Source organism: Kosakonia sp. MH5, assembly GCF_009935945.1.
Taxonomy (GTDB): Bacteria; Pseudomonadota; Gammaproteobacteria; order Enterobacterales; family Enterobacteriaceae; genus Kosakonia; species Kosakonia radicincitans.
This window is the reverse complement of record NZ_QODH01000001.1, coordinates 80,788-102,543: the sequence shown is the minus strand read 5'-3', so window position 1 is coordinate 102,543 and position 21,756 is coordinate 80,788. Positions and strand designations below refer to the sequence as shown.

26 protein-coding genes are annotated in these 21,756 nt (G+C 54.0%); 11 read left to right on the top strand and 15 right to left on the bottom strand.

The window, feature by feature from the left end; translation table 11 throughout:
- Nucleotides 1–4 precede the first annotated feature (4 nt).
- Together sodB and DK872_RS00445 are read right to left on the bottom strand one after the other, a co-directional pair.
- Nucleotides 5–586, bottom strand: a complete 582-nt coding sequence (sodB, locus tag DK872_RS00450; protein ID WP_007374763.1) for a superoxide dismutase [Fe] — start codon at nucleotides 584–586, stop codon at nucleotides 5–7.
- A gap of 123 nt (nucleotides 587–709) precedes the next feature.
- Nucleotides 710–1,543: a C40 family peptidase gene (locus DK872_RS00445; RefSeq protein ID WP_007374764.1), complete on the bottom strand. Its 834-nt coding sequence runs from the start codon at nucleotides 1,541–1,543 to the stop codon at nucleotides 710–712.
- Nucleotides 1,544–1,873: 330 nt separating this feature from the next.
- Between DK872_RS00445 and DK872_RS00440 the strand changes: the two genes are divergently transcribed.
- Nucleotides 1,874–2,218, top strand: a complete 345-nt coding sequence (locus DK872_RS00440) for a Grx4 family monothiol glutaredoxin (protein ID WP_007374765.1) — start codon at nucleotides 1,874–1,876, stop codon at nucleotides 2,216–2,218.
- A gap of 39 nt (nucleotides 2,219–2,257) precedes the next feature.
- On the opposite strand, the gene rnt is transcribed toward DK872_RS00440, so the two are convergent.
- The 4 genes from rnt to DK872_RS00420 all read right to left on the bottom strand — a co-directional run bounded on the left by rnt (nucleotide 2,258) and on the right by DK872_RS00420 (nucleotide 5,254).
- Entirely contained in the window at nucleotides 2,258–2,911 is a 654-nt protein-coding gene (gene rnt, locus DK872_RS00435; protein ID WP_007374766.1) for a ribonuclease T, read from the bottom strand.
- Nucleotides 2,912–3,002: 91 nt separating this feature from the next.
- Nucleotides 3,003–3,410, bottom strand: coding sequence for a lactoylglutathione lyase (gene gloA, locus DK872_RS00430; protein WP_007374767.1), 408 nt, complete (start codon nucleotides 3,408–3,410; stop codon nucleotides 3,003–3,005).
- A gap of 96 nt (nucleotides 3,411–3,506) precedes the next feature.
- Complete coding sequence (locus DK872_RS00425; protein ID WP_035889239.1) at nucleotides 3,507–4,601, bottom strand: alkene reductase; 1,095 nt, start codon at nucleotides 4,599–4,601, stop codon at nucleotides 3,507–3,509.
- Between the two features lie 56 nt (nucleotides 4,602–4,657).
- A complete protein-coding gene (locus DK872_RS00420; RefSeq protein WP_035889241.1) occupies nucleotides 4,658–5,254 on the bottom strand; it encodes a TetR/AcrR family transcriptional regulator in 597 nt (198 codons plus the stop codon).
- A 119-nt stretch (nucleotides 5,255–5,373) separates the two neighbouring features.
- Here DK872_RS00420 and DK872_RS00415 point away from each other — a divergent pair, with 119 nt between their 5' ends.
- From DK872_RS00415 to sodC, 3 genes are all read left to right on the top strand, one after another.
- Nucleotides 5,374–5,613 carry a DUF1289 domain-containing protein gene (locus DK872_RS00415; RefSeq protein WP_035889243.1) on the top strand — a complete coding sequence of 80 codons (240 nt, stop codon included), beginning with the start codon at nucleotides 5,374–5,376 and terminating at the stop codon, nucleotides 5,611–5,613.
- A gap of 49 nt (nucleotides 5,614–5,662) precedes the next feature.
- On the top strand, nucleotides 5,663–6,559 hold the full coding sequence (locus DK872_RS00410; RefSeq protein ID WP_007374771.1) for an aldo/keto reductase family oxidoreductase: 897 nt from the start codon (nucleotides 5,663–5,665) through the stop codon (nucleotides 6,557–6,559).
- A 72-nt stretch (nucleotides 6,560–6,631) separates the two neighbouring features.
- The gene (gene sodC, locus DK872_RS00405; protein ID WP_035889244.1) at nucleotides 6,632–7,153 is read left to right on the top strand and encodes a superoxide dismutase [Cu-Zn] SodC; all 522 of its coding nucleotides are present in this window, start codon (nucleotides 6,632–6,634) and stop codon (nucleotides 7,151–7,153) included.
- Here the strand turns inward: sodC and DK872_RS00400 are convergent.
- The 3 genes from DK872_RS00400 to DK872_RS00390 are packed head-to-tail and all read right to left on the bottom strand — an operon-like array spanning nucleotide 7,146 to nucleotide 10,269.
- Nucleotides 7,146–9,170 (bottom strand): FUSC family protein, encoded by a 2,025-nt coding sequence (locus DK872_RS00400; protein ID WP_007374773.1) that lies wholly within the window; start codon nucleotides 9,168–9,170, stop codon nucleotides 7,146–7,148. The genes sodC and DK872_RS00400 overlap by 8 nt on opposite strands.
- Nucleotides 9,167–10,030: an HlyD family secretion protein gene (locus tag DK872_RS00395; RefSeq protein WP_161518138.1), complete on the bottom strand. Its 864-nt coding sequence runs from the start codon at nucleotides 10,028–10,030 to the stop codon at nucleotides 9,167–9,169. The genes DK872_RS00400 and DK872_RS00395 overlap by 4 nt, the downstream gene beginning before the upstream one ends.
- Before the next feature lie 2 nt (nucleotides 10,031–10,032).
- The gene (locus tag DK872_RS00390) at nucleotides 10,033–10,269 is read right to left on the bottom strand and encodes a DUF1656 domain-containing protein (RefSeq protein WP_007374775.1); all 237 of its coding nucleotides are present in this window, start codon (nucleotides 10,267–10,269) and stop codon (nucleotides 10,033–10,035) included.
- Nucleotides 10,270–10,466: 197 nt separating this feature from the next.
- On the opposite strand from DK872_RS00390, the gene slyA reads away from it, so the two are divergent.
- Nucleotides 10,467–10,907, top strand: a complete 441-nt coding sequence (gene slyA / locus DK872_RS00385) for a transcriptional regulator SlyA (protein WP_035889248.1) — start codon at nucleotides 10,467–10,469, stop codon at nucleotides 10,905–10,907.
- A 73-nt stretch (nucleotides 10,908–10,980) separates the two neighbouring features.
- Here the strand turns inward: slyA and slyB are convergent, their stop codons facing one another.
- The gene (gene slyB / locus DK872_RS00380; RefSeq protein WP_007374777.1) at nucleotides 10,981–11,448 is read right to left on the bottom strand and encodes an outer membrane lipoprotein SlyB; all 468 of its coding nucleotides are present in this window, start codon (nucleotides 11,446–11,448) and stop codon (nucleotides 10,981–10,983) included.
- A 284-nt stretch (nucleotides 11,449–11,732) separates the two neighbouring features.
- Here slyB and anmK point away from each other — a divergent pair, with 284 nt between their 5' ends.
- From anmK to pdxY, 5 genes are all read left to right on the top strand, one after another.
- Nucleotides 11,733–12,857 carry an anhydro-N-acetylmuramic acid kinase gene (gene anmK / locus DK872_RS00375; RefSeq protein WP_007374778.1) on the top strand — a complete coding sequence of 375 codons (1,125 nt, stop codon included), beginning with the start codon at nucleotides 11,733–11,735 and terminating at the stop codon, nucleotides 12,855–12,857.
- Nucleotides 12,858–12,948: 91 nt separating this feature from the next.
- Nucleotides 12,949–13,269 (top strand): C-type lysozyme inhibitor, encoded by a 321-nt coding sequence (mliC, locus tag DK872_RS00370; protein WP_007374779.1) that lies wholly within the window; start codon nucleotides 12,949–12,951, stop codon nucleotides 13,267–13,269.
- Nucleotides 13,270–13,326: 57 nt separating this feature from the next.
- Complete coding sequence (gene pdxH, locus DK872_RS00365) at nucleotides 13,327–13,983, top strand: pyridoxamine 5'-phosphate oxidase (protein WP_007374780.1); 657 nt, start codon at nucleotides 13,327–13,329, stop codon at nucleotides 13,981–13,983.
- Nucleotides 13,984–14,125: 142 nt separating this feature from the next.
- Nucleotides 14,126–15,400: a tyrosine--tRNA ligase gene (gene tyrS, locus DK872_RS00360; RefSeq protein WP_007374781.1), complete on the top strand. Its 1,275-nt coding sequence runs from the start codon at nucleotides 14,126–14,128 to the stop codon at nucleotides 15,398–15,400.
- Nucleotides 15,401–15,470: 70 nt separating this feature from the next.
- Nucleotides 15,471–16,331 (top strand): pyridoxal kinase PdxY, encoded by an 861-nt coding sequence (gene pdxY, locus DK872_RS00355; protein ID WP_007374782.1) that lies wholly within the window; start codon nucleotides 15,471–15,473, stop codon nucleotides 16,329–16,331.
- A 76-nt stretch (nucleotides 16,332–16,407) separates the two neighbouring features.
- Here the strand turns inward: pdxY and gstA are convergent, their stop codons facing one another.
- Nucleotides 16,408–17,013: a glutathione transferase GstA gene (gene gstA / locus DK872_RS00350; RefSeq protein WP_007374783.1), complete on the bottom strand. Its 606-nt coding sequence runs from the start codon at nucleotides 17,011–17,013 to the stop codon at nucleotides 16,408–16,410.
- 108 nt (nucleotides 17,014–17,121) lie between these two features.
- Nucleotides 17,122–18,624, bottom strand: a complete 1,503-nt coding sequence (gene dtpA, locus DK872_RS00345) for a dipeptide/tripeptide permease DtpA (protein WP_161517853.1) — start codon at nucleotides 18,622–18,624, stop codon at nucleotides 17,122–17,124.
- A 743-nt stretch (nucleotides 18,625–19,367) separates the two neighbouring features.
- Between dtpA and DK872_RS00340 the strand changes: the two genes are divergently transcribed.
- Nucleotides 19,368–19,793, top strand: coding sequence for a CopD family protein (locus DK872_RS00340; RefSeq protein ID WP_071920697.1), 426 nt, complete (start codon nucleotides 19,368–19,370; stop codon nucleotides 19,791–19,793).
- 6 nt (nucleotides 19,794–19,799) lie between these two features.
- Here DK872_RS00340 and nth read toward each other — a convergent pair whose 3' ends face one another.
- From nth to rsxG, 3 genes are read right to left on the bottom strand one after another with little or no spacing between them, the layout of a single operon-like run.
- Nucleotides 19,800–20,435, bottom strand: coding sequence for an endonuclease III (gene nth, locus DK872_RS00335; protein ID WP_071920698.1), 636 nt, complete (start codon nucleotides 20,433–20,435; stop codon nucleotides 19,800–19,802).
- Complete coding sequence (locus DK872_RS00330) at nucleotides 20,435–21,130, bottom strand: electron transport complex subunit E (RefSeq protein WP_071920699.1); 696 nt, start codon at nucleotides 21,128–21,130, stop codon at nucleotides 20,435–20,437. Before DK872_RS00330 ends, nth begins: the two co-directional genes overlap by 1 nt.
- A 3-nt stretch (nucleotides 21,131–21,133) precedes the next feature.
- Nucleotides 21,134–21,754, bottom strand: a complete 621-nt coding sequence (gene rsxG / locus DK872_RS00325; RefSeq protein WP_007374788.1) for an electron transport complex subunit RsxG — start codon at nucleotides 21,752–21,754, stop codon at nucleotides 21,134–21,136.
- Nucleotides 21,755–21,756: the final 2 nt, after the last annotated feature.

The window sequence follows — 21,756 nt, the reverse complement described above, 5'->3', positions numbered from 1 at the left end:
TGTTTTATGCGGCGAAATTCTTCGCCACGAAGGCCCAGTTGACCAGCGCCCAGAAGTGTTCAAGGTAGTTCGGACGGGCGTTGCGGTAGTCAATGTAATAAGCATGTTCCCAGACATCGACAGTCAGCAACGGTGTCGCATCCGTCGTCAGCGGGGTTCCCGCATTGGACGTTGAGACAATCGCCAACCCGCCATCCGCTTTTTTCACCAGCCATGTCCAGCCTGAACCAAAGTTCTTCACTGCGGCATCGGTAAACTGCGCTTTGAACTCCGCAAAGCCGCCAAAGGCTTTAGCAATCGCAGCGGCCAGTTCGCCAGTCGGCTCACCACCAGCGTGCGGCGCGAGGCAATTCCAGTAAAAGGTGTGGTTCCAGACCTGAGCGGCGTTATTGAACACGCCACCTTCGCTGTGCTTAACGATCTCTTCCAGCGTTTTGCCTTCGAAGGCGGTGCCTTTGATCAGGTTGTTGAGGTTAGTGACATAAGTCTGATGGTGCTTACCATAGTGATACTCCAGCGTTTCGGCTGAGATATGCGGCATCAGGGCGTCTTTTGCATACGGTAATGCAGGTAATTCGAACGACATTGCTACTCTCCTTCATTATTTTAATACACCCAATAACCCTATTGAGTGTGAGGCTTAGAGTAACAAATCGCGGGGACGGGAAAAAGAGAACATCGCCTGTCGCAATGACGACAGGCGATGGGATCAACGAATGGTTTTCGGCGTAACGACGCGGCGAGCGCCGACGTAATGGCGCTGCCAGTAGTCTTCGCTCAGGGAAGTGACCTGAATATCCTGGCCGCTGCGCGGAGACTGGATAAACTTGCCGTTGCCAACGTACACGCCAACGTGATCGGCGGTACCGCGACCCTGCGTGCGGAAGAATACCAGGTCGCCGCTTTCCAGTTCCGCCACATTCACCGGCGACGCATCACGCAGGTGATACATTTCGTTGGCGGTGCGCGGAATGCGGAATTTCACCAAATCCTTATAGGCGTAATAGACCAGACCACTACAATCAAAACCGGTACTCGGCGAGGTGCCGCCCCAGCGGTAAGGTTTACCAATCTGGTTCATTAGTTTCGACATCGCCGTTTTCTGGGCTTTCTGGATACGTACTTTATGTGCCTCAGCAATGGTCGTGGTTTTTTTGACTTTGACACAATGAGGCTTGCGGCCTTTGCGCGGCGTACTGCATTTTTCCGTCCAGGCGACTTCTGTAGTTTTTAACTGGCTGGTTTTGTTACGACGCGAGGTAATCTGACTGGCTTTGCTGCTGGTGGAAACTTTTTTCTTAGCCGGTGACTTCTTGTGTTCCGCTGTTTTTTTACTGGTGGTTTTTTCTGCCGTACTGCGACTGCTTTTCTTTGATGTTTTTTGTGATGTGGTTTTTTTCTTACGTTCGGATGCTTTCGCCAGATGCGATTTTTGCACGGCCGATGCTCGCGCCTGTTCAGAGGCGTTAGCCAATGGCGTGAAAGAAAGCGTGGTGAACAACAAAGCACAGAGCGTGATCGAAGCTTTTGGTATCCGCGCCACTGAGCAATCCCCTGTTAAGGCAAGCATATAATATGCCTGCGTATGGTTTTTCAAAACCCGTCGATTCTAATCCATAAAAAGCACAAAAGTTAATACTGTTTTTGCATCTATAACTTCGTTTCGTTAGCAAGCGCAAAAAAAAGCAGCAAAACGTTTCTATGACGATTAAGAGTTGAGCAGGACAAGTTGGGTTAAGTCATATTTTTAAGGCAACTTTACGTGACAGACGATAAAATAATGAACGGTGAATAAAATGTTATTTTCCGTTGCTTGTCTGAACCGTTACAATGTCAGATCTCAGCCGTAGAAGAAGTTGAAGGAAGTAAGACAATGAGCACAACCCTTGAGAAAATCCAGCGTCAAATCGCTGAAAACCCGATTCTGCTGTATATGAAAGGCTCCCCGAAGCTGCCGAGCTGCGGCTTCTCCGCCCAGGCTGTGCAGGCGCTGTCTGCTTGTGGCGAGCGTTTCGCGTATGTCGATATCCTGCAAAACCCGGACATTCGCGCAGAACTGCCAAAATACGCTAACTGGCCAACCTTCCCGCAGCTGTGGGTTGAAGGCGAACTGGTCGGCGGCTGCGATATCATCATTGAGATGTATCAGCGCGGCGAACTGCAATCGCTGATTAAAGAAGCGGCGGCAAACCATAAAGACGAGCCGGCTGCGGAATAAGTTTCCGCCAATAAAAAAGCGACCCTGCGGTCGCTTTTTTTATGCCTGTGAATCATCGGCGAGCGGCAATGGCCATCCACCCAGACGCTTCCAGCGGTTCACGATTTCGCAAAACAGCAGGGCGGTTTGTTCCGTATCGTACAGCGCCGAATGCGCCTGCGAGGCGTCAAAGGCAATACCCGCGGCGGCGCAGGCTTTTGACAGCACAGTTTGCCCCAGCGCCAGCCCGCTCAGTGATGCGGTATCAAAGGTGACAAACGGGTGGAAAGGATTGCGCTTCAGCGACGCGCGTTCGGCGGCGGCCATCATAAAGCTGTGATCGAAGGTGGCATTATGCGCCACCATAATAGCGCGATTGCAGTTTTGATCTTTAATGCCTTTGCGCACCATTTTGAAAATGGCATGCAGCGCATCATGTTCGCTTACCGCGCCGCGCAGTGGATTCGAGGGATCAATACCGTTAAAGGCCAGCGCTTCCGGTTGCAGATTTGCGCCTTCGAAAGGCTCAACGTGGAAATGCAGGGTGCTGTCAGGCATCAGCCAGCCTTGTTCATCCATTTTCAGCGTAATGGCGGCGACTTCCAGCAGTGCGTCGGTTTTGGCGTTAAAGCCGGCAGTTTCAACATCAATCACGACAGGATAAAAACCGCGAAAACGGTCGCACAGGCCAGTAAGTTGAGCGTTATCGGACATCAGGATCTCTTGATACGGGAAAATGGCAGCGCATTATGGCAAATTTTGCGAAGGGATGTAAAACAGCGGGCGCAAAGTGCGCCCGAAGGGATCAATTACCCAGGCCGTGACCGGCGTGCTTCTCTTCGATCAGTTCGATTTTGTAACCGTCCGGATCTTCAACAAAGGCGATAACGGTGGTACCGCCTTTAACCGGACCCGCTTCGCGGGTTACGTTACCGCCGTTTTTGCGGATCGCTTCGCAGGACTCTGCGGCATTTTCCACGCTCAGCGCGATGTGACCGTAGGCGGTGCCCAGCTCATAGCTCTCGACGCCCCAGTTGTAAGTCAACTCGATGACCGCTTCTTCGGTTTCCGGGCCGTAACCCACAAAGGCCAGCGAGTATTTATATTCCGGATTTTCGCTGGTACGCAGCAGCTTCATGCCCAGCACTTTGGTATAGAAGTCGATGGAGCGTTGCAGGTTGCCAACACGAAGCATGGTGTGAAGTAAGCGCATGATGTCCTCTTTTATAAATGAATTAACGTTCCAGTTAGAAACATCGTTTTAGTATAGCGGCGTAAACCCGCCGCTATCAAATGAACAATCCGAGGATCACAGAGACGGGTAATCGGTATAGCCTTCTGCGCCGCCGCCGTAGAAGCTTTCCGGGCGCTGCGGGTTCAGTTCCGCTTTCAGTTGCAGACGTTTCACCAGGTCCGGGTTGGCGATATACGCGCGACCAAAGGCTACGGCATCGATCAAACCTTTTTCGAGCAGTGCCTCTGCTTTCTCGATGGTGTAAGCGCCAGCGCCGATGATCGGGCCGTGGAAGCGCGCACGCACTTTTTCACGGAACGCATCGGTGTATGGCTTGCCGCCCGCCCAGTCCGGTTCGGACATATGCAGGTAAGCAATCCCACGTTTACCCAGTTCTTCAATCAGATACAGCGCATCCGCTTCTTCGTTCGGGCCATTATCCACATTCTGGAATGTGCCAATCGGCGAAACGCGGATCCCGATGCGATCGGCTCCCCACTCTTTGCTCACGGCATCAACCACTTCCAGCACCAGACGGGCGCGGTTTTCCACGCTACCGCCGTACTGATCGGTACGATGGTTAGAAGATGGCGACAGGAATTGATGCAGCAGGTAGCCGTGGGCAGAGTGCAGTTCGACCAGGTCAAAACCCGCTTCACGTGCATTCGCAACGGCCTGGCGGAAATCGTTAACGATACCCGGAATTTCGGCGGTCTCCAGTGCGCGCGGCATAGAGGTATCTTCGCGGGTAGCGTTACCATTAGCATCACGCAGCGAAGTGCGGGTGCCCGCGCTGATAGCCGAAGGCGCGACAGGCGCTGCGCCGCCCGGTTGCAAGCTGTTGTGTGAGATGCGACCGGTGTGCCACAGTTGAACCGCAATACGGCCGTTTTCACGGTGTACGGCATCGGTAATTTTCTGCCACGCAGCGATTTGTTCGGCGCTGTGCAGGCCCGGCGCGCCTGCGTAACCTTTCGCCTGTGCGGAGATTTGCGTGGCTTCGCTGATGATCAGGCCAGAACTGGCGCGTTGACGGTAATATTCCGCCATCAGCGGCGTCGGGATATCGCCCGGCTCAATGCTGCGCAGACGCGTCAGTGGAGCCATAAAAACACGGTTTGGAACGGTAATTGCGCCCACTTTCAGCGGCGTGAATAATTTACTGGACATAACAACTCCTGAATAGACCGGTCGACTAGTAAAATGTGAAATAAAAAAGCCTGATATTACACAGGCATAGCGATAATGTTTTTCGCATGCGCCAGCGCGCTTTCCAGCGGCAGGGCACTGCGAGAAATCTTGGCCTGCAAATTGGCGCCCAGCCATAAAGCATACAGCACCTGCGCTTGCGTCAGCGCATCGCCGGAAAGGGTAAGGCTACGATCTTCTCGCCCTTTTTCCAGCGCTTGCGCAAGCAGGGCGATAACACCGCTTGCGCCTTTGTCCATCGCGGCGCGCATATCCTCCGACAGATCGCACACTTCCGCAGAGAGTTTCACCGTCAGGCAACCACTGATAATCCCCTGCTGGCAAAACTGATGCAGTGTCTCCTGATAGTACGCCAGCAGCCTGTCACGATAATTTCCCGGCCCGCTGGCGAAATGGGTAGCCAGCCGCTGGTGGTAACCCGCATAGTGACGCTCAAGTAACGCCACGCCAAACGCCTCTTTTGAGCGAAAATAGTGGTAGAACGAGCCTTTCGGCACTTCTGCTGTTTTCAATAATTCGCTCAGGCCCATACCAGTGAACCCGCGATGCATGCAAAGTTGCTCGCCGGTAGCCAGTAAGTGTTCGCGCGTGTCGTGTTCGGTATTTCTGCTCATCGCGCCACTCTACTAGACCGATCGGTCCACTGCAAGTGGCAATCAATGCGCTTTAGGGCTTGCACGTTATCAATGAGCAGTCTTCAATAGAGAGAGTGCATGCATTAACGGAGACGACCGTGCCTGAACAACTGGAGTTTTTTCCTGTCCAGAGTCCGTGTCGCGGCATCTGCCAGTCAGATGAGCGGGGCTTTTGCCGTGGCTGCATGCGTAGCCGCGATGAGCGTTTCAACTGGCAAAATATGAGCGACGGACAAAAGCAAGAGGTGCTCCGCCTGTGCCGTCAGCGCTGGCTGCGCAAAATGCGCGCAAACAAATCCCTTCCCCCGGAAGAACCTCAGCAACCTTCACTTTTTTGATCCTGAAAATGCGTATACTCACAGGAAAATGACCTTTGAGGATACCATTATGGTTCAACGTATTGCTCTTGCGCCGCAAGGCCCGGAGTTCTCTCGTTTTGTGATGGGTTACTGGCGTTTGATGGAGTGGAATATGTCCTCGCGCCAGTTGGTGAGTTTTATCGAGGCACATCTCGATCTGGGCATCACGACTGTCGATCATGCCGATATTTATGGCGGCTATCAGTGCGAAGCCGCGTTTGGTGACGCGCTGAAACTGGCTCCGCATTTGCGTGAGCGGATGGAAGTCGTCAGCAAATGCGGTATTGCGACCACCGCAAAAGCGGAAAATGTGCTTGGTCATTACATCACCGATCGCGACCACATCATCAAAAGCGCGGAACAGTCGCTGAGTAATCTGGCTATCGATCATCTCGATCTGCTACTGATTCACCGTCCCGACCCGCTGATGGATGCCGATGAAGTGGCAGAGGCGTTCCTGCATCTGCACCAGAGCGGTAAAGTGCGCAACTTTGGCGTTTCCAACTTCACCCCGGCGCAGTTCTCACTGTTGCAATCGCGGCTGCCGTTTACGCTGGCGACCAACCAGGTGGAGATCTCCCCGGTACATCAGCCGCTGCTTCTTGATGGCACACTGGATCAACTGCAACAACTGCGCATTCGCCCGATGGCCTGGTCGTGCCTGGGTGGCGGTCGCCTGTTTAATGATCCTGCTTTTCAACCGTTGCGCGATGAGCTGGCGAATGTTGCACGCGAGCTGAACGCGGAAACTATCGAACAGGTGGTTTACGCGTGGGTCATGCGTCTGCCATCGTCGCCGCTGCCGATTATCGGTTCCGGCAAAATTGAACGCGTTAAATCAGCGCTTGGCGCGCTGGAGCTGCAGATGACTCGCCAGCAGTGGTTCCGCATCCGCAAAGCGGCGTTGGGCTACGACGTGCCATAAGCAAAGGCCTCCCGGTGAAATCGTTCATCCTGGTTTAAACTGACAGGGTAAACGTATATCAAAGGAGGTCATATGAAGCGTTTTAGTCTGGCAATGCTGGCGCTGTTGGTCTGTACGGGGGCGCAGGCCGCCAGTGAAGACGTCGAGATGCATCTCGTCACTGCCCAGGGCATTGGGCAGTCGATCGGCAGCGTGAAAATCAGTGAAACGGACAAAGGGCTGGAATTTGCGCCGGATCTGAAAGCCCTGCCGCCTGGCGAGCACGGCTTTCACGTCCACGCGAAAGGCAGTTGTGAGCCCGCTATGAAGGAGGGGAAAGCCTCTGCCGCTGAGGCTGCAGGCGGCCACCTTGATCCGCAACATACGGGTAAACATGAAGGGCCGGAGGGCGTCGGACATTTAGGCGATCTGCCGGTGCTGGTAGTCAATAACGACGGTAAAGCGACCGATCCGGTGATGGCACCGCGGCTGAAAAAGCTGGATGACGTGAAAGATAAAGCGCTGATGATTCATGTCGGCGGCGATAATATGTCCGATCAACCAAAACCGCTGGGTGGAGGCGGGGCGCGTTATGCCTGTGGCGTCATCAAGTGATTCGTTCGATAAGCGTGCCTTCGGGCGGCGCTTGCTCCAGCTGGGAAAGCGAACAGTAAAGACGCCAGATAACCGACGCCAGTTCGCGCGCCGCAGGCTGATGATGTTTTCCCAGCGTCACACAAATATGTTGTAACTCCGCCTGCGTGGCGGACAGCGTTCGTTGCTGAACGCCACGCTCACTCATTACATCGCGCAATAACGCAATGCAGATATCACGCACGTTTGCCAGCACATCGGAACGAATTTCCCACTCGCGAAGTTGCCACACCACATGCGAGCAATTCAGCAGCACCACTCCCCAACGCAATAACCAACGCCGCGCCAGCGCATCCTGGCTGTTGCTCAACTGGCTGATGTGATGATAGACCACGGACTCGAACGCATCTTCGCTCAGTTGCGGTACCCGACTGAGTTGATCGACAAAATTACGCCGCAATGTACGGATATGGCGGCGGCTTTTGCGCGCATCGGAACCCGGACGCAGCACGGCAAACAACAGCCAGGCCAGCGCAACGCCGAGGATTTTCGCCAGATTGTCATTTAAAAAATCGGCGAAATCATAAGCAGGCGGATTGGTCACCGCGATAAACGAGCCCATAAAGACGATCAACTGTCCCAACAGCCCGGCCTGTTTGGGGAGTTGCAATTTCAGCAGTTGCATGGTCGTCAGCAGCGGAAACAGGAACAGCAAAAATGAACCCAGCTCGCTTATCTGCACCATCAGGCCAAATTTCACCACAAAACTGAACAGCGACAGCAGCAGCAATGTGCGCAGCAGCAGCGTCAGCGAGTTAAAAGGCGCAGGCGACACCGAATAGAGCACGCAGCTGATTGCCGCCAGCGTCAGCGCCGCCGCGCCATATTCCCACTGCGTATTAATGCTCCAGGCGCCCACCAGAGCCAGCGCGCAGAAAGTACGAATACCGCTCCACAGCGCCTCGGCATTATCGGTATAGCGCATTAACGCCGGGCTGCGCGGCGGCGTATAGACACTGATCGGCGTTGCGTTCTCGACACGTGCCAGCCAGCGGTTGCTGTCCAGATAGAGGCGGCAAAAATAGCGTAAGCGCTGCCAGAATGCGTGGTGGCGGTAATCATCCTGCTCGCCAGGCGCAAGAGGGGCGATTATCCTGGCGATGGTCAGCGCGTCCGCGTTCGGCCTGGCCAGCGCGGCCAATAATTCTTCTACTGTCGGGCGCAAATTGGCTGGCGCGTCCGGCCAGTTAAGCAGCATGCGGCGCAGGCTGGAGATCACGCTGGTCATACGCAGTTGCTGGTGCAGCAGCCAGCTAAGCAAGGCGTTCTGCCGACGAAAACGGTAGTGGCTCCAGAAAGCCTGAATGCGCAGCAGATTGGTGGTAAGAATCTGCCCGATGACACTTTCATGGGCGGCGCGAATAGCATCGGTTGTTTCCGGTTGCCACAGCAGGCTGGCATGCTCAAGCAAACGGGCATGCATCTTTTTTAATGTCACCAGTAACGTGACGCCGTCCGCCGTGCCGGGCATCACCATCATCATAAAACCGCCGCACAATATACCTAAAATCACTTCACACACGCGCGCCTGGGCGATATCCCACAGTTCGGTGGTATCGGTAATGTTGATCGCCGGGAAAGCGATAATCGCGGCGGTATAGCCAGCAAGCTGAAATGCGTAAGCGACATTATTGGTAAATTGCGCGCAAGCCCAGGTACAAAAGGCAATCCAGCCGGCCATGGCAAACAGAAACAACCACGGATCATTCAGCGTTTGCCCGGCAATAATCAGCGCGGCGCTGGCACCGAGCAGGCTACCGGCAATACGGCCAAGACTTTTGCTGATCACGCCGCCAACAGTGGGAAAACTGACCACTGCGGCGGACGTCATCGCCCAGTAGGGTTGATCCAGATCGAGATAATAAGCCACCGTAAGCGCCAGACACATGGCGACCCCGTTGCGCAATGCATAGCGCCACTGCGCAGGCGTGGCTTTCACCCACGGCAGGTTTTGCCACAGCCAGGCAGGGGATTTCATGGTTGTTCGCCAATTGCCACGGTACAGGTAGTGCCGGAAACCAGCGTCAGACCGTCGGGCAATTTATCAAACTGAATACGTACCGGCACGCGCTGCGCCAGCCGCACCCAGGGTACATTTGGTTTGATGTCCGGGACCAGGCCGCTGTCCGTCTCAACGCTCTGATCGTAGATCGCACGACCAATACCGGATACGTGACCCTGTAACGTAACATTACTGCTGTAGAGGACGATTTTCGCGGCGGCGCCTTCATGAATATGGCGCAGTTTGGTCTCTTCAAAATAACCCATGACATAAAACGAATGGCTATCGACAAGGGCGAAGACTGGCTGTCCGGCGGTGGCGTAATTGCCCGTGCGCGCCGAAAGATTCGTGACCCAGCCATCCACCGGCGCGCTGACGGTGGTCTGCGCCAGTTGCCATTTTGCCTGTGCGAGCTGCGCTTCGGCGACTGCAACGCCCGCCTGTGCAGCTTTAACACCAATATTGGCGGTATCGAGATCTTCTGCGGAGATGTAATTTTGCGACAGGTGGCGGCGGCGGTTGGCTTCATTACTGGCTTTTGCCAGATCGGTTTGCGCTTTTGCCAACTGCGCTTCGGCGTTCAGAACGGCGATGTGGTATGGCGTGTCATCGATGCGGAACAGCAATTGCCCGGCTTTGACGAGCTGATTATCTTTCACCGCCAGCATGGTAATCGTGCCGGAAACCTGCGGCGTAATACTGACCTGTTCGGCGCGAACTTTCCCATCCCGCGTCCAGGGGGTTTGCATGTAGTAGTTCCACATCCACCACGCCGCGACAATGGCCACGGCCAGTACCAGCAAAGTGGAGAAATATTTAAGGGATTTCAGATGAATAATTACCACACGATGAGCAAGCCGAGCGCGAGACTCAGCGCAATAACAAACAGGGAAAGATCCATCAGAATGGGGTGCCAGATCTCGCCAGCGTAGATCCACTCGCGCAACAAACGGTGGGCGACAAGCCACAGCAGAAAGCCAAGCATCACGACTTTAAAAACAGGCGGGAAATAGACTGATGCGCCGAAAATCAGGTCCTGGAGGGGTAAATCCAGCGAACTCGAATTCCACTTCACGTTTATGGGTCCTGTACAGTCAAACGGATCGCCGGGCAGGGCTTAACGGTAAGAAAAGAGATAAAGATGCCACGTCAGAGCTGGGAGCGACTTCGCAAACTACTTGACCGGGACAGCAATACATTTGTTTTACCAATACAAATACTGCAAACTATTTTAAAATGAGTATAATAAGTTAGCAAGCTAATTATAAGGAGATGAAATTGGAATCGCCATTAGGTTCTGATCTGGCACGCTTAGTGCGCGTATGGCGCGCTTTGATTGACCATCGCCTGAAACCTCTGGAATTAACGCAGACTCACTGGGTAACGCTGCACAATATTCATCAGTTGCCGCCCGAGCAGTCGCAAATTCAACTGGCTAAAGCGATTGGCATTGAGCAGCCTTCGCTGGTGCGTACGCTTGACCAACTGGAGGAGAAAGGTCTTATTTCTCGCCAGACATGCGCCAGCGATCGCCGGGCAAAACGGATCAAATTGACGGAAAAAGCAGCACCGATTATCGATGAAATGGAGACAGTAATTCGCAAAACCCGGGGTGAAATTCTTTCCGGGATCTCTGCGGAAGAACTGGATCTGTTAATCAAGATGATTGCCCGGCTGGAGCAAAATATCCTTGAGCTACAGTCGCGGGATTGAATTGAAAAAGCCTTGCATCGCAAGGCTTTTTTATGTCTGAAGGTGATCGCAACTGCAACAACCAGCCTCCTGCTTAGCGCGGAGAGACCGTTACCTGGCTGCCGTTGCTGGCCATCGCGACGCGCTGGCCCGCAGAGAAATGGGTATTGCCCTGTTTCTGCACCACCATGATGGTGTTACCGTCGTCTTTACGAATTTCCAGCTCAACGCCCTGAGTTTTGTTCAGAGAACCCTGAACGGATTGACCCGCTACGCCGCCTGCAACCGCGCCTGCTGCGGTAGCCAGAGAACGACCAGTGCCGCCACCCACGGTATTACCGAGGAAACCACCCAACACTGCGCCGCCAATCGCGCCAATAACGTTGCTGTTATCGCCGCCCTGGAGCTGCACCTGACGGACATGAACAATGGTGCCGTAAGTGACATTTTGCACTTGTTTGGCTTCGGAGGCAGAGTAAACATCACCGGAAAGCGTATCGTTGTTGACACAACCAGCCAACGTTAAACCAATCAGCGAAACTGCCAGTGCACGTAACATCATTTATGAATCTCCTGTTCACCATGAAATGCTCTTATGAGCATCCGTCATGGTTAAATTATATGGCATTTTTACAATGCCAGGTCGTATCTTCTGCCTAATCCTGGCAAAAATAATACCCGGTGTCTGTTTAACCAGATTTAAACGAAGCGATTATAAACGCGACCTGATGGGATTTCACTTAGTGTAAAACGGCAGGATTGTTAAAAAGTGTTTGTAGTCGATAGCGTTAATGGTTGCTTTATGGTGGAGTGTTGCTCCTGAGTTACGCAAATTAAGGAAGGCGCATGAAATCGGGTCGCTACATTGGGGTGATGTCGGGAACGAGTCTGGACGGTGTGGATGTGGTGCTGGCGGCCATCGATGAGAACATGGTCGCGCAGCAGGCAAGCCTTACGTTTCCTATTCCACTGCCGCTGAAAGAGGCGATCCTCGCGATTTGCCAGGGGCAGCCGCTCACGCTCTCACAACTGGGACGGCTGGATACGCAACTGGGAAAACTGTTCGCTGATGCCGTTCTGGCGTTGATGGATCGCGAGCATCTGCACCCGGAGGATATCGTGGCGATTGGCTGCCACGGGCAAACGGTCTGGCATGAACCAACGGGAGTTGCACCGCATACGCTGCAAATAGGCGATAACAATCAGATTGCCGCTCGTACTGGCGTAACGGTGGTCGGCGATTTTCGTCGGCGCGATATGGCGCTGGGTGGACAGGGCGCGCCGCTGGTTCCGGCTTTTCACCACGCGCTGCTGGCGCATCCGGTTGAACGACGGATGGTGCTCAATATTGGCGGCATTGCCAATCTGTCGCTGTTAATCCCCGGTCAACCGGTCAGAGGCTATGATACCGGGCCGGGTAATATGCTGATGGATGCCTGGATTTGGCGACAAAAGGGCAAGCCATATGACAAAGACGCTCAGTGGGCAAGCGAAGGGAAAGTGGTGCTGCCGTTGCTGCAAAATATGCTCAGCGATCCTTACTTCGCGGCAATACCGCCGAAAAGCACCGGGCGCGAATATTTCAACTATGGCTGGCTTGAGCGCCACCTGGTCCATTTCCCGGGTATTAGCGCCAGCGATGTCCAGGCAACGCTGACGGAACTGACGGCGGTGACCATTTCCGAACAGGTATTGCTGAGCGGCGGTTGTGAACGTCTGCTGGTGTGCGGCGGCGGCAGCCGTAATCCGCTGTTGATGGCGCGTCTGGCGGCGCTGCTGCCGGGTATCGAAGTTTCCACTACGGATGACGCGGGGATCAGCGGTGATGATATGGAAGCGCTGGCTTTTGCCTGGCTGGCATGGCGAACGCTCGCCGGGTTACCAGGCAATCTGCCGTCGGTGACCGGGGCTTCTGCGCCGACGGTACTTGGCGCCATCTATCCGGCGAACCCACGCCAGAATCAGAGTTAACCGAATTTTACTTTGGTGTTACATCGCTAGACTGACCGGATTTAAGGAGGGCGTTTCGCCCTCCGTGACCAGGACTGTCCAGGGATACCCAATGAAAAAACTGCTGATTGCCTGCCTGCCCGCACTGCTTGCCGGGTGTAGTTATTACAACCAGTTCGTTGAACGGATGCATACCGACACGCTGGTTTACCAGTGCGATGAAAAACCCCTGACCGTGAAAATTAACCGTACCCGCCAGCAGGCCAGTTTCGTCTGGGATGACAAGCTACTGACGCTGCAACAAGGGTTATCGGCATCCGGCGCGCGCTATACTGATGGCGTTTATGTTTTCTGGTCGAAAGGTAACGGCGCGACGGTCTATAAACGTGACCGCATCGTGCTGAATAACTGTCAGTTAATTCCAGAGCGTTGAGATTTTCACAGGGGGGCGCATAATAGCCCTCCCTGATGATTATTTTTTGCTAACGCCATGTCTGATAACGATCAATTGCAGCAAATCGCGCATCTGCGCCGTGAATACACAAAAGGCGGTCTGCGCCGCAACGACCTGCCAGCAGAGCCGCTGAAACTCTTTGAGCGCTGGTTAGGGCAAGCCTGCGAGGCCCAGCTCGTCGATCCGACTGCCATGGTGGTAGCAACGGTGGATGAAAACGGTCAGCCTTATCAGCGCATCGTGCTGCTCAAGCATTATGATGAAAAAGGGCTGGTGTTTTATACCAACCTTGGTAGCCGTAAAGCGCACCATATTGAGCATAATCCGGCGGTCAGTCTGCTGTTCCCGTGGCATATGCTGGAACGTCAGGTGATGGTAACCGGTAAAGCAGAACGCTTATCGACGCTGGAAGTGGTGAAGTACTTTCACAGCCGCCCGCGCGACAGTCAAATCGGTGCCTGGGTTTCTAAACAATCCAGCCGTATCTCCGCGCGCGGTATCCTCGAAAGCAAGTTTCTTGAACTGAAGCAAAAGTTCCAGCAGGGCGAAATTCCGCTGCCCAGTTTCTGGGGAGGTTTTCGCGTCAGCATTGAGCAGATGGAGTTCTGGCAGGGCGGCGCTAACCGTCTGCACGATCGTTTTTTATACCAGCGTGAAAATGACGCCTGGAAAATTGATCGTCTCGCTCCGTAATCCCTGAAAAATGTTGCGTTAAGCGCTGGTACTCCGTGTTCCGGCGCTTTATGCTATCTGCCCCCCTGAAGTATCCTTTCGCATCTGGCGAAAAGTCGTGTACCGGCAAAGGTGCAGTTCCGTTTTATACATGGAGAATTTGATGGCAAGCAGTAACTTGATTAAACAATTGCAAGAGCGGGGCCTGGTGGCTCAGGTAACGGATGAGGAAGCGTTAGCAGAGCGACTGGCGCAGGGGCCAATCGCGCTTTATTGCGGCTTCGATCCCACCGCAGACAGCTTGCATTTGGGGCATCTCGTTCCATTGTTATGCCTGAAACGCTTCCAGCAGGCTGGCCACAAGCCGGTAGCGCTGGTAGGCGGCGCTACCGGGCTGATTGGCGATCCGAGCTTTAAAGCGACCGAGCGCAAACTGAATACCGAAGAGACCGTGCAGGAGTGGGTGGATAAAATCCGCCGGCAAGTGGCACCGTTCCTCGATTTCGACTGCGGTGACAACTCCGCAATTGCGGCGAACAACTACGACTGGTTCGGCAATATGAACGTGCTGACCTTCCTGCGCGATATCGGCAAACACTTCTCTGTTAACCAGATGATTAACAAAGAAGCGGTGAAACAGCGTCTGAACCGTGATGATGTCGGTATCTCCTTTACCGAGTTCTCCTACAACCTGTTACAGGGTTACGACTTCGCCTGCCTGAACAAGCTGCACGGCGTGGCGTTGCAGATCGGCGGTTCCGATCAATGGGGCAACATCACCTCCGGTATCGACCTGACCCGTCGTCTGCACCAGAATCAGGTATTTGGCCTGACGGTTCCGCTGATCACCAAAGCTGACGGCACCAAATTCGGTAAAACCGAAGGCGGCGCGGTCTGGCTGGATCCGAAGAAAACCAGCCCGTACAAGTTCTACCAGTTCTGGATCAACACCGCCGATGCCGATGTTTATCGCTTCCTGAAATTCTTCACCTTTATGGATATCGCCGAAATTAACGCGCTGGAAGAAGAAGACAAGAACAGCGGTAAAGCACCGCGCGCACAGTATGTGCTGGCCGAGCAGGTCACGCGACTGGTGCATGGCGAAGAGGGGCTGGTTGCCGCAAAACGCATCACCGAAAGCCTGTTTAACGGCACGCTGAGCGATCTGAGCGAAGCGGATTTCGAACAGCTGGCGCAGGATGGCGTGCCGATGGTCGAGATGGAAAAAGGTGCGGATCTGATGCAGGCGCTGGTCGATTCCGAGCTGCAACCATCCCGCGGCCAGGCGCGTAAAACCATCGCCTCCAATGCGGTCACCATCAACGGTGAAAAACAGTCCGATCCGGAATACACCTTCGCCGACAGCGATCGCCTGTTTGGTCGCTACACGCTGCTGCGTCGCGGTAAGAAAAATTACTGCCTGATCTGCTGGAAATAATTCACGTCATATCCCGGGGAGTGAGAAATCACTCCCTTCTTTTTCGTCCCGTCATTGCAAGGCTACAAAAATGAAGAACATCCTCGCCATTCAATCGCATGTGGTCTTTGGGCATGCGGGGAACAGTGCGGCTGAATTTCCGATGCGCCGCCTTGGCGCCAATGTCTGGCCGCTGAATACGGTGCAGTTTTCTAACCACACCCAGTACGGCAAATGGACCGGTAGCGTCATGCCGCCCGCGCATCTGACGGAGATTGTGCAGGGCATCGCCGCTATTGATCAGCTACAGCGCTGTGACGCGGTACTAAGCGGCTATCTCGGGTCGGCGGAGCAGGGCGAACATATTCTCGGTATCGTGCGTCAGGTAAAAGCCGCCAATCCGCAGGCGAAATATTTCTGCGATCCGGTGATGGGGCATCCCGAAAAAGGGTGCATCGTTGCGCCGGGCGTCGCCGAATTCCATCTGCGCCACGCGTTACCGGCCAGCGATATCATTGCGCCTAATCTGATTGAGCTGGAGATCCTTTGCGAACATGCAGTGAATAGCGTGCAGGAAGCGGTCGCTGCCGCGCGTGAACTGATTGCGAAAGGGCCGCAAATTGTTCTGGTGAAACATCTGGCGCGCGCCGGTCTGAGCGCGGATCGTTTTGAGATGCTGCTGGTGACGCCGCAGGAAGCCTGGCACATCAGCCGTCCGCTGGTCGATTTCGGCGCGCGTCAGCCGGTTGGCGTCGGCGATGTCACCAGCGGGCTGTTACTGGTGAAGCTGCTGCAGGGTGCATCGGTACGTGAGGCGCTGGAGCATGTAACGGCTGCGGTGTATGAAATTATGCTGACCACTCAGGGCATGCAGGAGTACGAACTGCAAGTGGTGGCAGCGCAGGACAGGATCGCGAAACCGGAACATCTGTTCAGCGCAACCTTGCTGTAATAAAAAAGGCGGGATTTTCCCGCCTTTCTCTTACTGGCATTAATGCCGCGCGCAAACGCACGCGGGCCATCAGTGCTTACTGAATACCTTCCGCTGCCATCGCGGCCGCAACGGCCGGACGAGCGGCAACACGCGCCATGTACGCGTCGATATGGCTCAGGCCTTCCATGTTCAGTTTCACTGCGCGCGCCCAGCGCAGCACCGTAAACAGGTAGCCATCAGCAATAGTGAAGCGCGCGCCGCTGATCCACTCGCTATTCGCCAGGGACTGGTCCACGTATTGCAGCTTTTTCTCCAGCAGAGCGCGAACCGTCGGTTTGTACTCTTCAGGCGTATCCGGGCGGAAAAGCGGCGTGAAGCCTTTATGCAGCTCGGTCGCGACAAAGTTTAGCCACTCCAGCGTTTTGTAGCGCGGCAACGTACCGACCGGCGCCAGAAGCTGGCTGTCCGGTGCGCTGTCGGCGACATATTGCATGATTGCCACGCCTTCCGTCACCAGCGTGGTGTCATCAAGTTGAAGCGCAGGGATCTGGCCTTTCGGGTTAATGGCAAAAAAGTCGTCGCCATTTTCCAGGCGCTTTTTCATCAGGTCGACGCTGACCAGCGTCACGTCTTTACCGGTTTCACGCAGGGCAATGTGCGATGCAAGCGAGCAGGCGCCGGGCTTGTAAAACAGTTTCATTATGCTTTCCTTATAGTTAATTTCGGGCATTAGGTTATTACGTCGCGGAATAAAAAAAAAGCCGCTAACCTGGGTTAGCGGCTGAATATTTCGTGTTCCCCGCAGCAATTACGCTGTTGCGGTTTCCGACGCTTCACGCACGTTGTCGTCGCTCTGCGTCATGCGGTTCAGCTTCGGTGCAGCCAGGATCATCAGCACCGCAATCACGGCTGTGGCGATACCAATCTGCAGGAAGACAGTACCGTAGATGTCCAGTGACATCAGCGGGTCGGTCACGTTTTCCGGGATTGCCATCTGGTTAGCGACGTAACCTGCGATGATGTTCGCACCGGCAGTCGTCAGGAACCAGCTACCCATGATGAAGCCCATCAGTCGTTGCGGTACCAACTGCGCAACCATCGCCAGGCCCAGCCCGGAGATCATCAGTTCACCGATACTTTGCAGCGCGTAACTTGCAATCAGCCAGTTCACGGAGACGATACCGGCATCGGAAGCGAATTTGGTGCCCAGCGGCAGAACCAGGAACGCGCCGGAGCACAATACCATACCGATCGCAAATTTATGCGGCATCGGCAGCGTATCGCCCATTTTGTTGTAGATTGCGGCCAAAATCGGGCTACCAATAATGATCCAGAACGGGTTCAGCGCCTGATACTGTTCCGGCTCAAACGCGATGCCAAACAGGGTATGTTCAACGTTGCGAATGGCAAAGAAGTTCAGGGACGTCGGCATCTGGCTGTACAGGACGAAGAAAACGATCGCCTGAAGCATCAGAATGAAGGCCACAATCATTTTGCGACGTGCAGCGCCTTGCAGGGCGAACGTCTCTTTCGCGAAGATGCAGATAATACCCAGCGCAACAACACCCAGTACCATACGGGCGATCCCCTGGTTGTGCAGCAGCCAGGTTGCGATAGCAATCAGCACGGCGACACCGACGATGGTCGCCAGCAGGTAACCCATGCGCACCGGTGCGAAGTCCGGTTTTGAACCGTAATTTTTCACCCAGCGTTTGCAGAAGGCGAAGTTAACGATGGTGATCAGCAGACCGACAACGCTCAGACCAAATGCCGTGCTCCAGCCAAACTTCGCGGCGAGCCACGGCGTTGCCAGCATAGAGAAGAAGGAGCCAACGTTAACGGACATGTAGTACATGGTAAATGCACCGTCCAGACGCGGATCATCTTTGGCATAGCAGGTAGAGAGCAGGGAAGACGGGTTGGCTTTGAACAGCCCGTTACCGACGGCGATAGCCGCCATACCCATATAGACGATACCGGCGTCATGGCCGGACCATGCCACCAGTGCATAGCCGATCGCCAGCACAATCGCGCCCAGCATAATCACACGTTTGGTACCGAGGACTTTATCGCCCAGCCAGCCGCCGATAGAGACCAGGCCGTAGACCAACGCGCTAAAGGAAGAGAACAGCGTAATCGAGTCCGCTTCGGACATACCCAGCTGTTTTACCAGGTAAACGGCCATGATCCCTTGCAGGCCGTAGTAACCAAAACGTTCCCATAACTCGATCGAGAAAATCAGATAAAACGCTTTCGGTTGTTTAAAAGCATTCAGGCTAACGCTTTCGGTTGGTTTGTTTGCAGTTGACACATATACCTCTTTTTTTACATCCCATATTAACGGGGGTGTTCAGCGCGTAATAACCAGAGTTCATCACGCTTATAGTTATATTGGGAGGGGAAACGGCGGGTAATGTTCACTATCCTGGGCTTTCAGGCAATACCTTTGACATATTCTGTTACATAGATCTCTGTCATTACATTACTCGGTAATTGTATTTGTTATTCAGAGTTAAATTTTACCAATGTAATAAAGATGGATTTTTCCACTGGGATCATAGGGTAGGATTACGTCATTAGCTATATGTTCTGCTATTTTGCTTATAATGTAGTGTATTGGACTGGTTTATCAAACATTAATGGTTATATGTCTTGAAAATAAGTGGCTAAACTTTGCGCTACGGTCTGAAATTCCCGGCAATAAACTTCTTTTTTAACATCACATTAGCAATGTCAGTATAATCACACTGCGGTTGTATTTTTTTCTTCTAAAAAAATGATAAGTCTTAATGAATACGCATAAGTGAACGATTATTTGTCAAATTCATCATTTTTCGAACATTAATTCGACTTGATGGGCAATGTGCAGAGATGTGAGTAATATCACATCAGTTATCTGCTGAAAATCAGCAAGTTCTGCCAATTTTCATTGCTTCCGCATACGGTAAAAAGGCAATAACCATGGCTTTTTTAACGTTATGCCGCGCATTGTTCATGACATCCCGCCGCGCTGCTGGCAGACTGCTGCCTGTCCCTTTCTACTGGAGTCAAATAATGAACTTTCACCCGTGGCTCAATGCGTTACATATTGTCTCCGCCATCGTCTGGATTGGCGGCATGTTGGTGATGGCTGTGGTTGCCGGCTGGAGCGCGCTGCAAAGTGATAAAACCTCAACGGCTGGGTTGCTGCTGGCGGTACGTCGCTGGAGCCGCAAAGTCGTCACCCCCGCGATGTTGCTGCTGTGGATTGCCGGGGCGATCATGGTTATCGCTCACGGTCAGTTTCCGCATCTCTGGCTGGTCGTGAAGATCGTGGCCGTGATTGTACTTTCCGGGCTGCACGGCTTTCTCTCTGCAACGATACGCCGGATGGCGGGCGGTGAGGCGGTGAAGGGCGCAGGCGCTGTGCGTAATGCCACCACGCTGATTATCGTCGTGGTGGCGGTGATTATTCTGCTGGCGGTATTCCGGCCGTTCTGACGGCGGTCAGAGTTCGACTTTGTCGTCGTATTCGCAGAGATCTTCGATAATGCAGGAGCCGCAGCGCGGCTTACGGGCGATGCAGGTGTATCGCCCGTGCAGGATCAACCAGTGGTGGCAATCGACTTTAAACTCCGCCGGCACCACTTTCAGCAGCTTCTCTTCCACTTCCTCAACGTTCTTACCGGGCGCAAAACGCGTGCGGTTAGAGACGCGGAAGATGTGTGTGTCGACGGCAATCGTTGGCCAGCCAAAGGCGGTGTTGAGCACCACATTGGCGGTTTTACGCCCGACGCCCGGCAGCGCTTCCAGTGCGGCGCGATCTTCCGGCACTTCGCCACCATGTTTTTCCAGCAAAATACGGCAGGTTTTAATCACGTTTTCCGCTTTGCTGTTAAACAGGCCAATTGTTTTGATGTATTGCTTCACACCCTCAACGCCCAACGCCAGCATCGCGGCTGGCGTATTGGCAACCGGGTAGAGCAGCGCGGTGGCTTTATTGACGCTGACGTCGGTCGCCTGGGCGGAAAGCAGCACGGCGATCAACAGTTCAAACGGCGAACTGAAATTGAGTTCGGTGGTCGGATGTGGGTTGTTTTCCCGTAAACGGGTTAATATTTCCAGCCGTTTTGCTTTGTTCATTATGCCTTCCCGGGCGACGAGTGCGCAGCGTCACTAACAGCAGCAGCGGCTTCCCGGCGCTTTTTCATTTTTTGATCGATCAGATATTTCACTGCCAGCATCATGCCCAGACCGATAAATGCACCGGGCGGCAACATCGCCAGCAAAAACGGTGAATCGGTATGAAACACTTCAATACGCAGCACTTTGGCCCAGTTGCCGAGCAGACCATCTGCGCCGTCAAACAGGGTGCCGTTGCCAAGAATTTCACGCAGCGAGCCGAGAACAAACATCGCACCGGTTGCCCCCATGCCGATGGAAAAACCATCCAGCGCCGATAACGCCGGGCCTTTTTTCGCGGCGAAAGCTTCAGCGCGCCCGACCACGATACAGTTGGTGACGATCAGCGGGATAAAAATCCCCAATGACTGGTACAGACCAAAAGCGTAAGCGTTAATCAGCATCTGTACCGCACTGACCACGGACGCGATAATCATTACATAAACAGGAATACGGATCTCTGCGGGTGTCCAGCGACGCAACAGCGAAATAAACAAGTTGGTCAGCGTCAGGACCAGCGTGGTAGCGAGCCCCAGACCCAGAGCGTTAGTCGCCGTGGAGGTTACCGCCAGCAGCGGGCACATCCCGAGCAACTGCACCAGCGCGGAGTTGTTCTTCCACAGCCCCTGGACGATAACGTCTTTTACTTCGCTCATCGTTTACTCTCCGCAACCCGGTAAACGGGAAAGCTGCTCAGGCAGCGTCGTTGCATACAGACCCGCACGTTTAACCGCATTGACCACGGCGCGCGGGGTAATGGTGGCTCCCGTGAACTGATCGAAATCGCCGCCATCTTTTTTCACCGCAAAATGCGGGTCGGTGGCACCTTCAATTCGCTTCCCGGAAAAGTGCGTGATCCAGTCAGAAATACGTAGTTCGATTTTATCGCCCAGCCCCGGCGTTTCATGATGCTCAGTCACGCGCACACCCAGTACGGTGCCGGAAAAGTCGGCACCGACCAGTAACTGAATTGCCCCAGAGTAGCCGTCGGGTGCCGTGGCTTCAATCACTGCCGCCACCGGCTGCTCATCTTTTTTAGCGATCCACAGATGATGCTGGCCTTTACCTAACGCCGGATCGCTTACCAGATAACAGCTCTGTTGCAGCGCATTATTATAGCTGTCGCCGGGAATCACCTGATCAAACAGCGCTTTTTGTTGCTGCGCGGCCTGCTCGGCAATCGTGGTTTTGGTCATTTGATCAATGGCAGCTGTCAGGCCGGTAGAACCCGCTGCGAACAGCGCCAGCGTCACGCCATGTTTACGCATCGTCTTTAGCATGG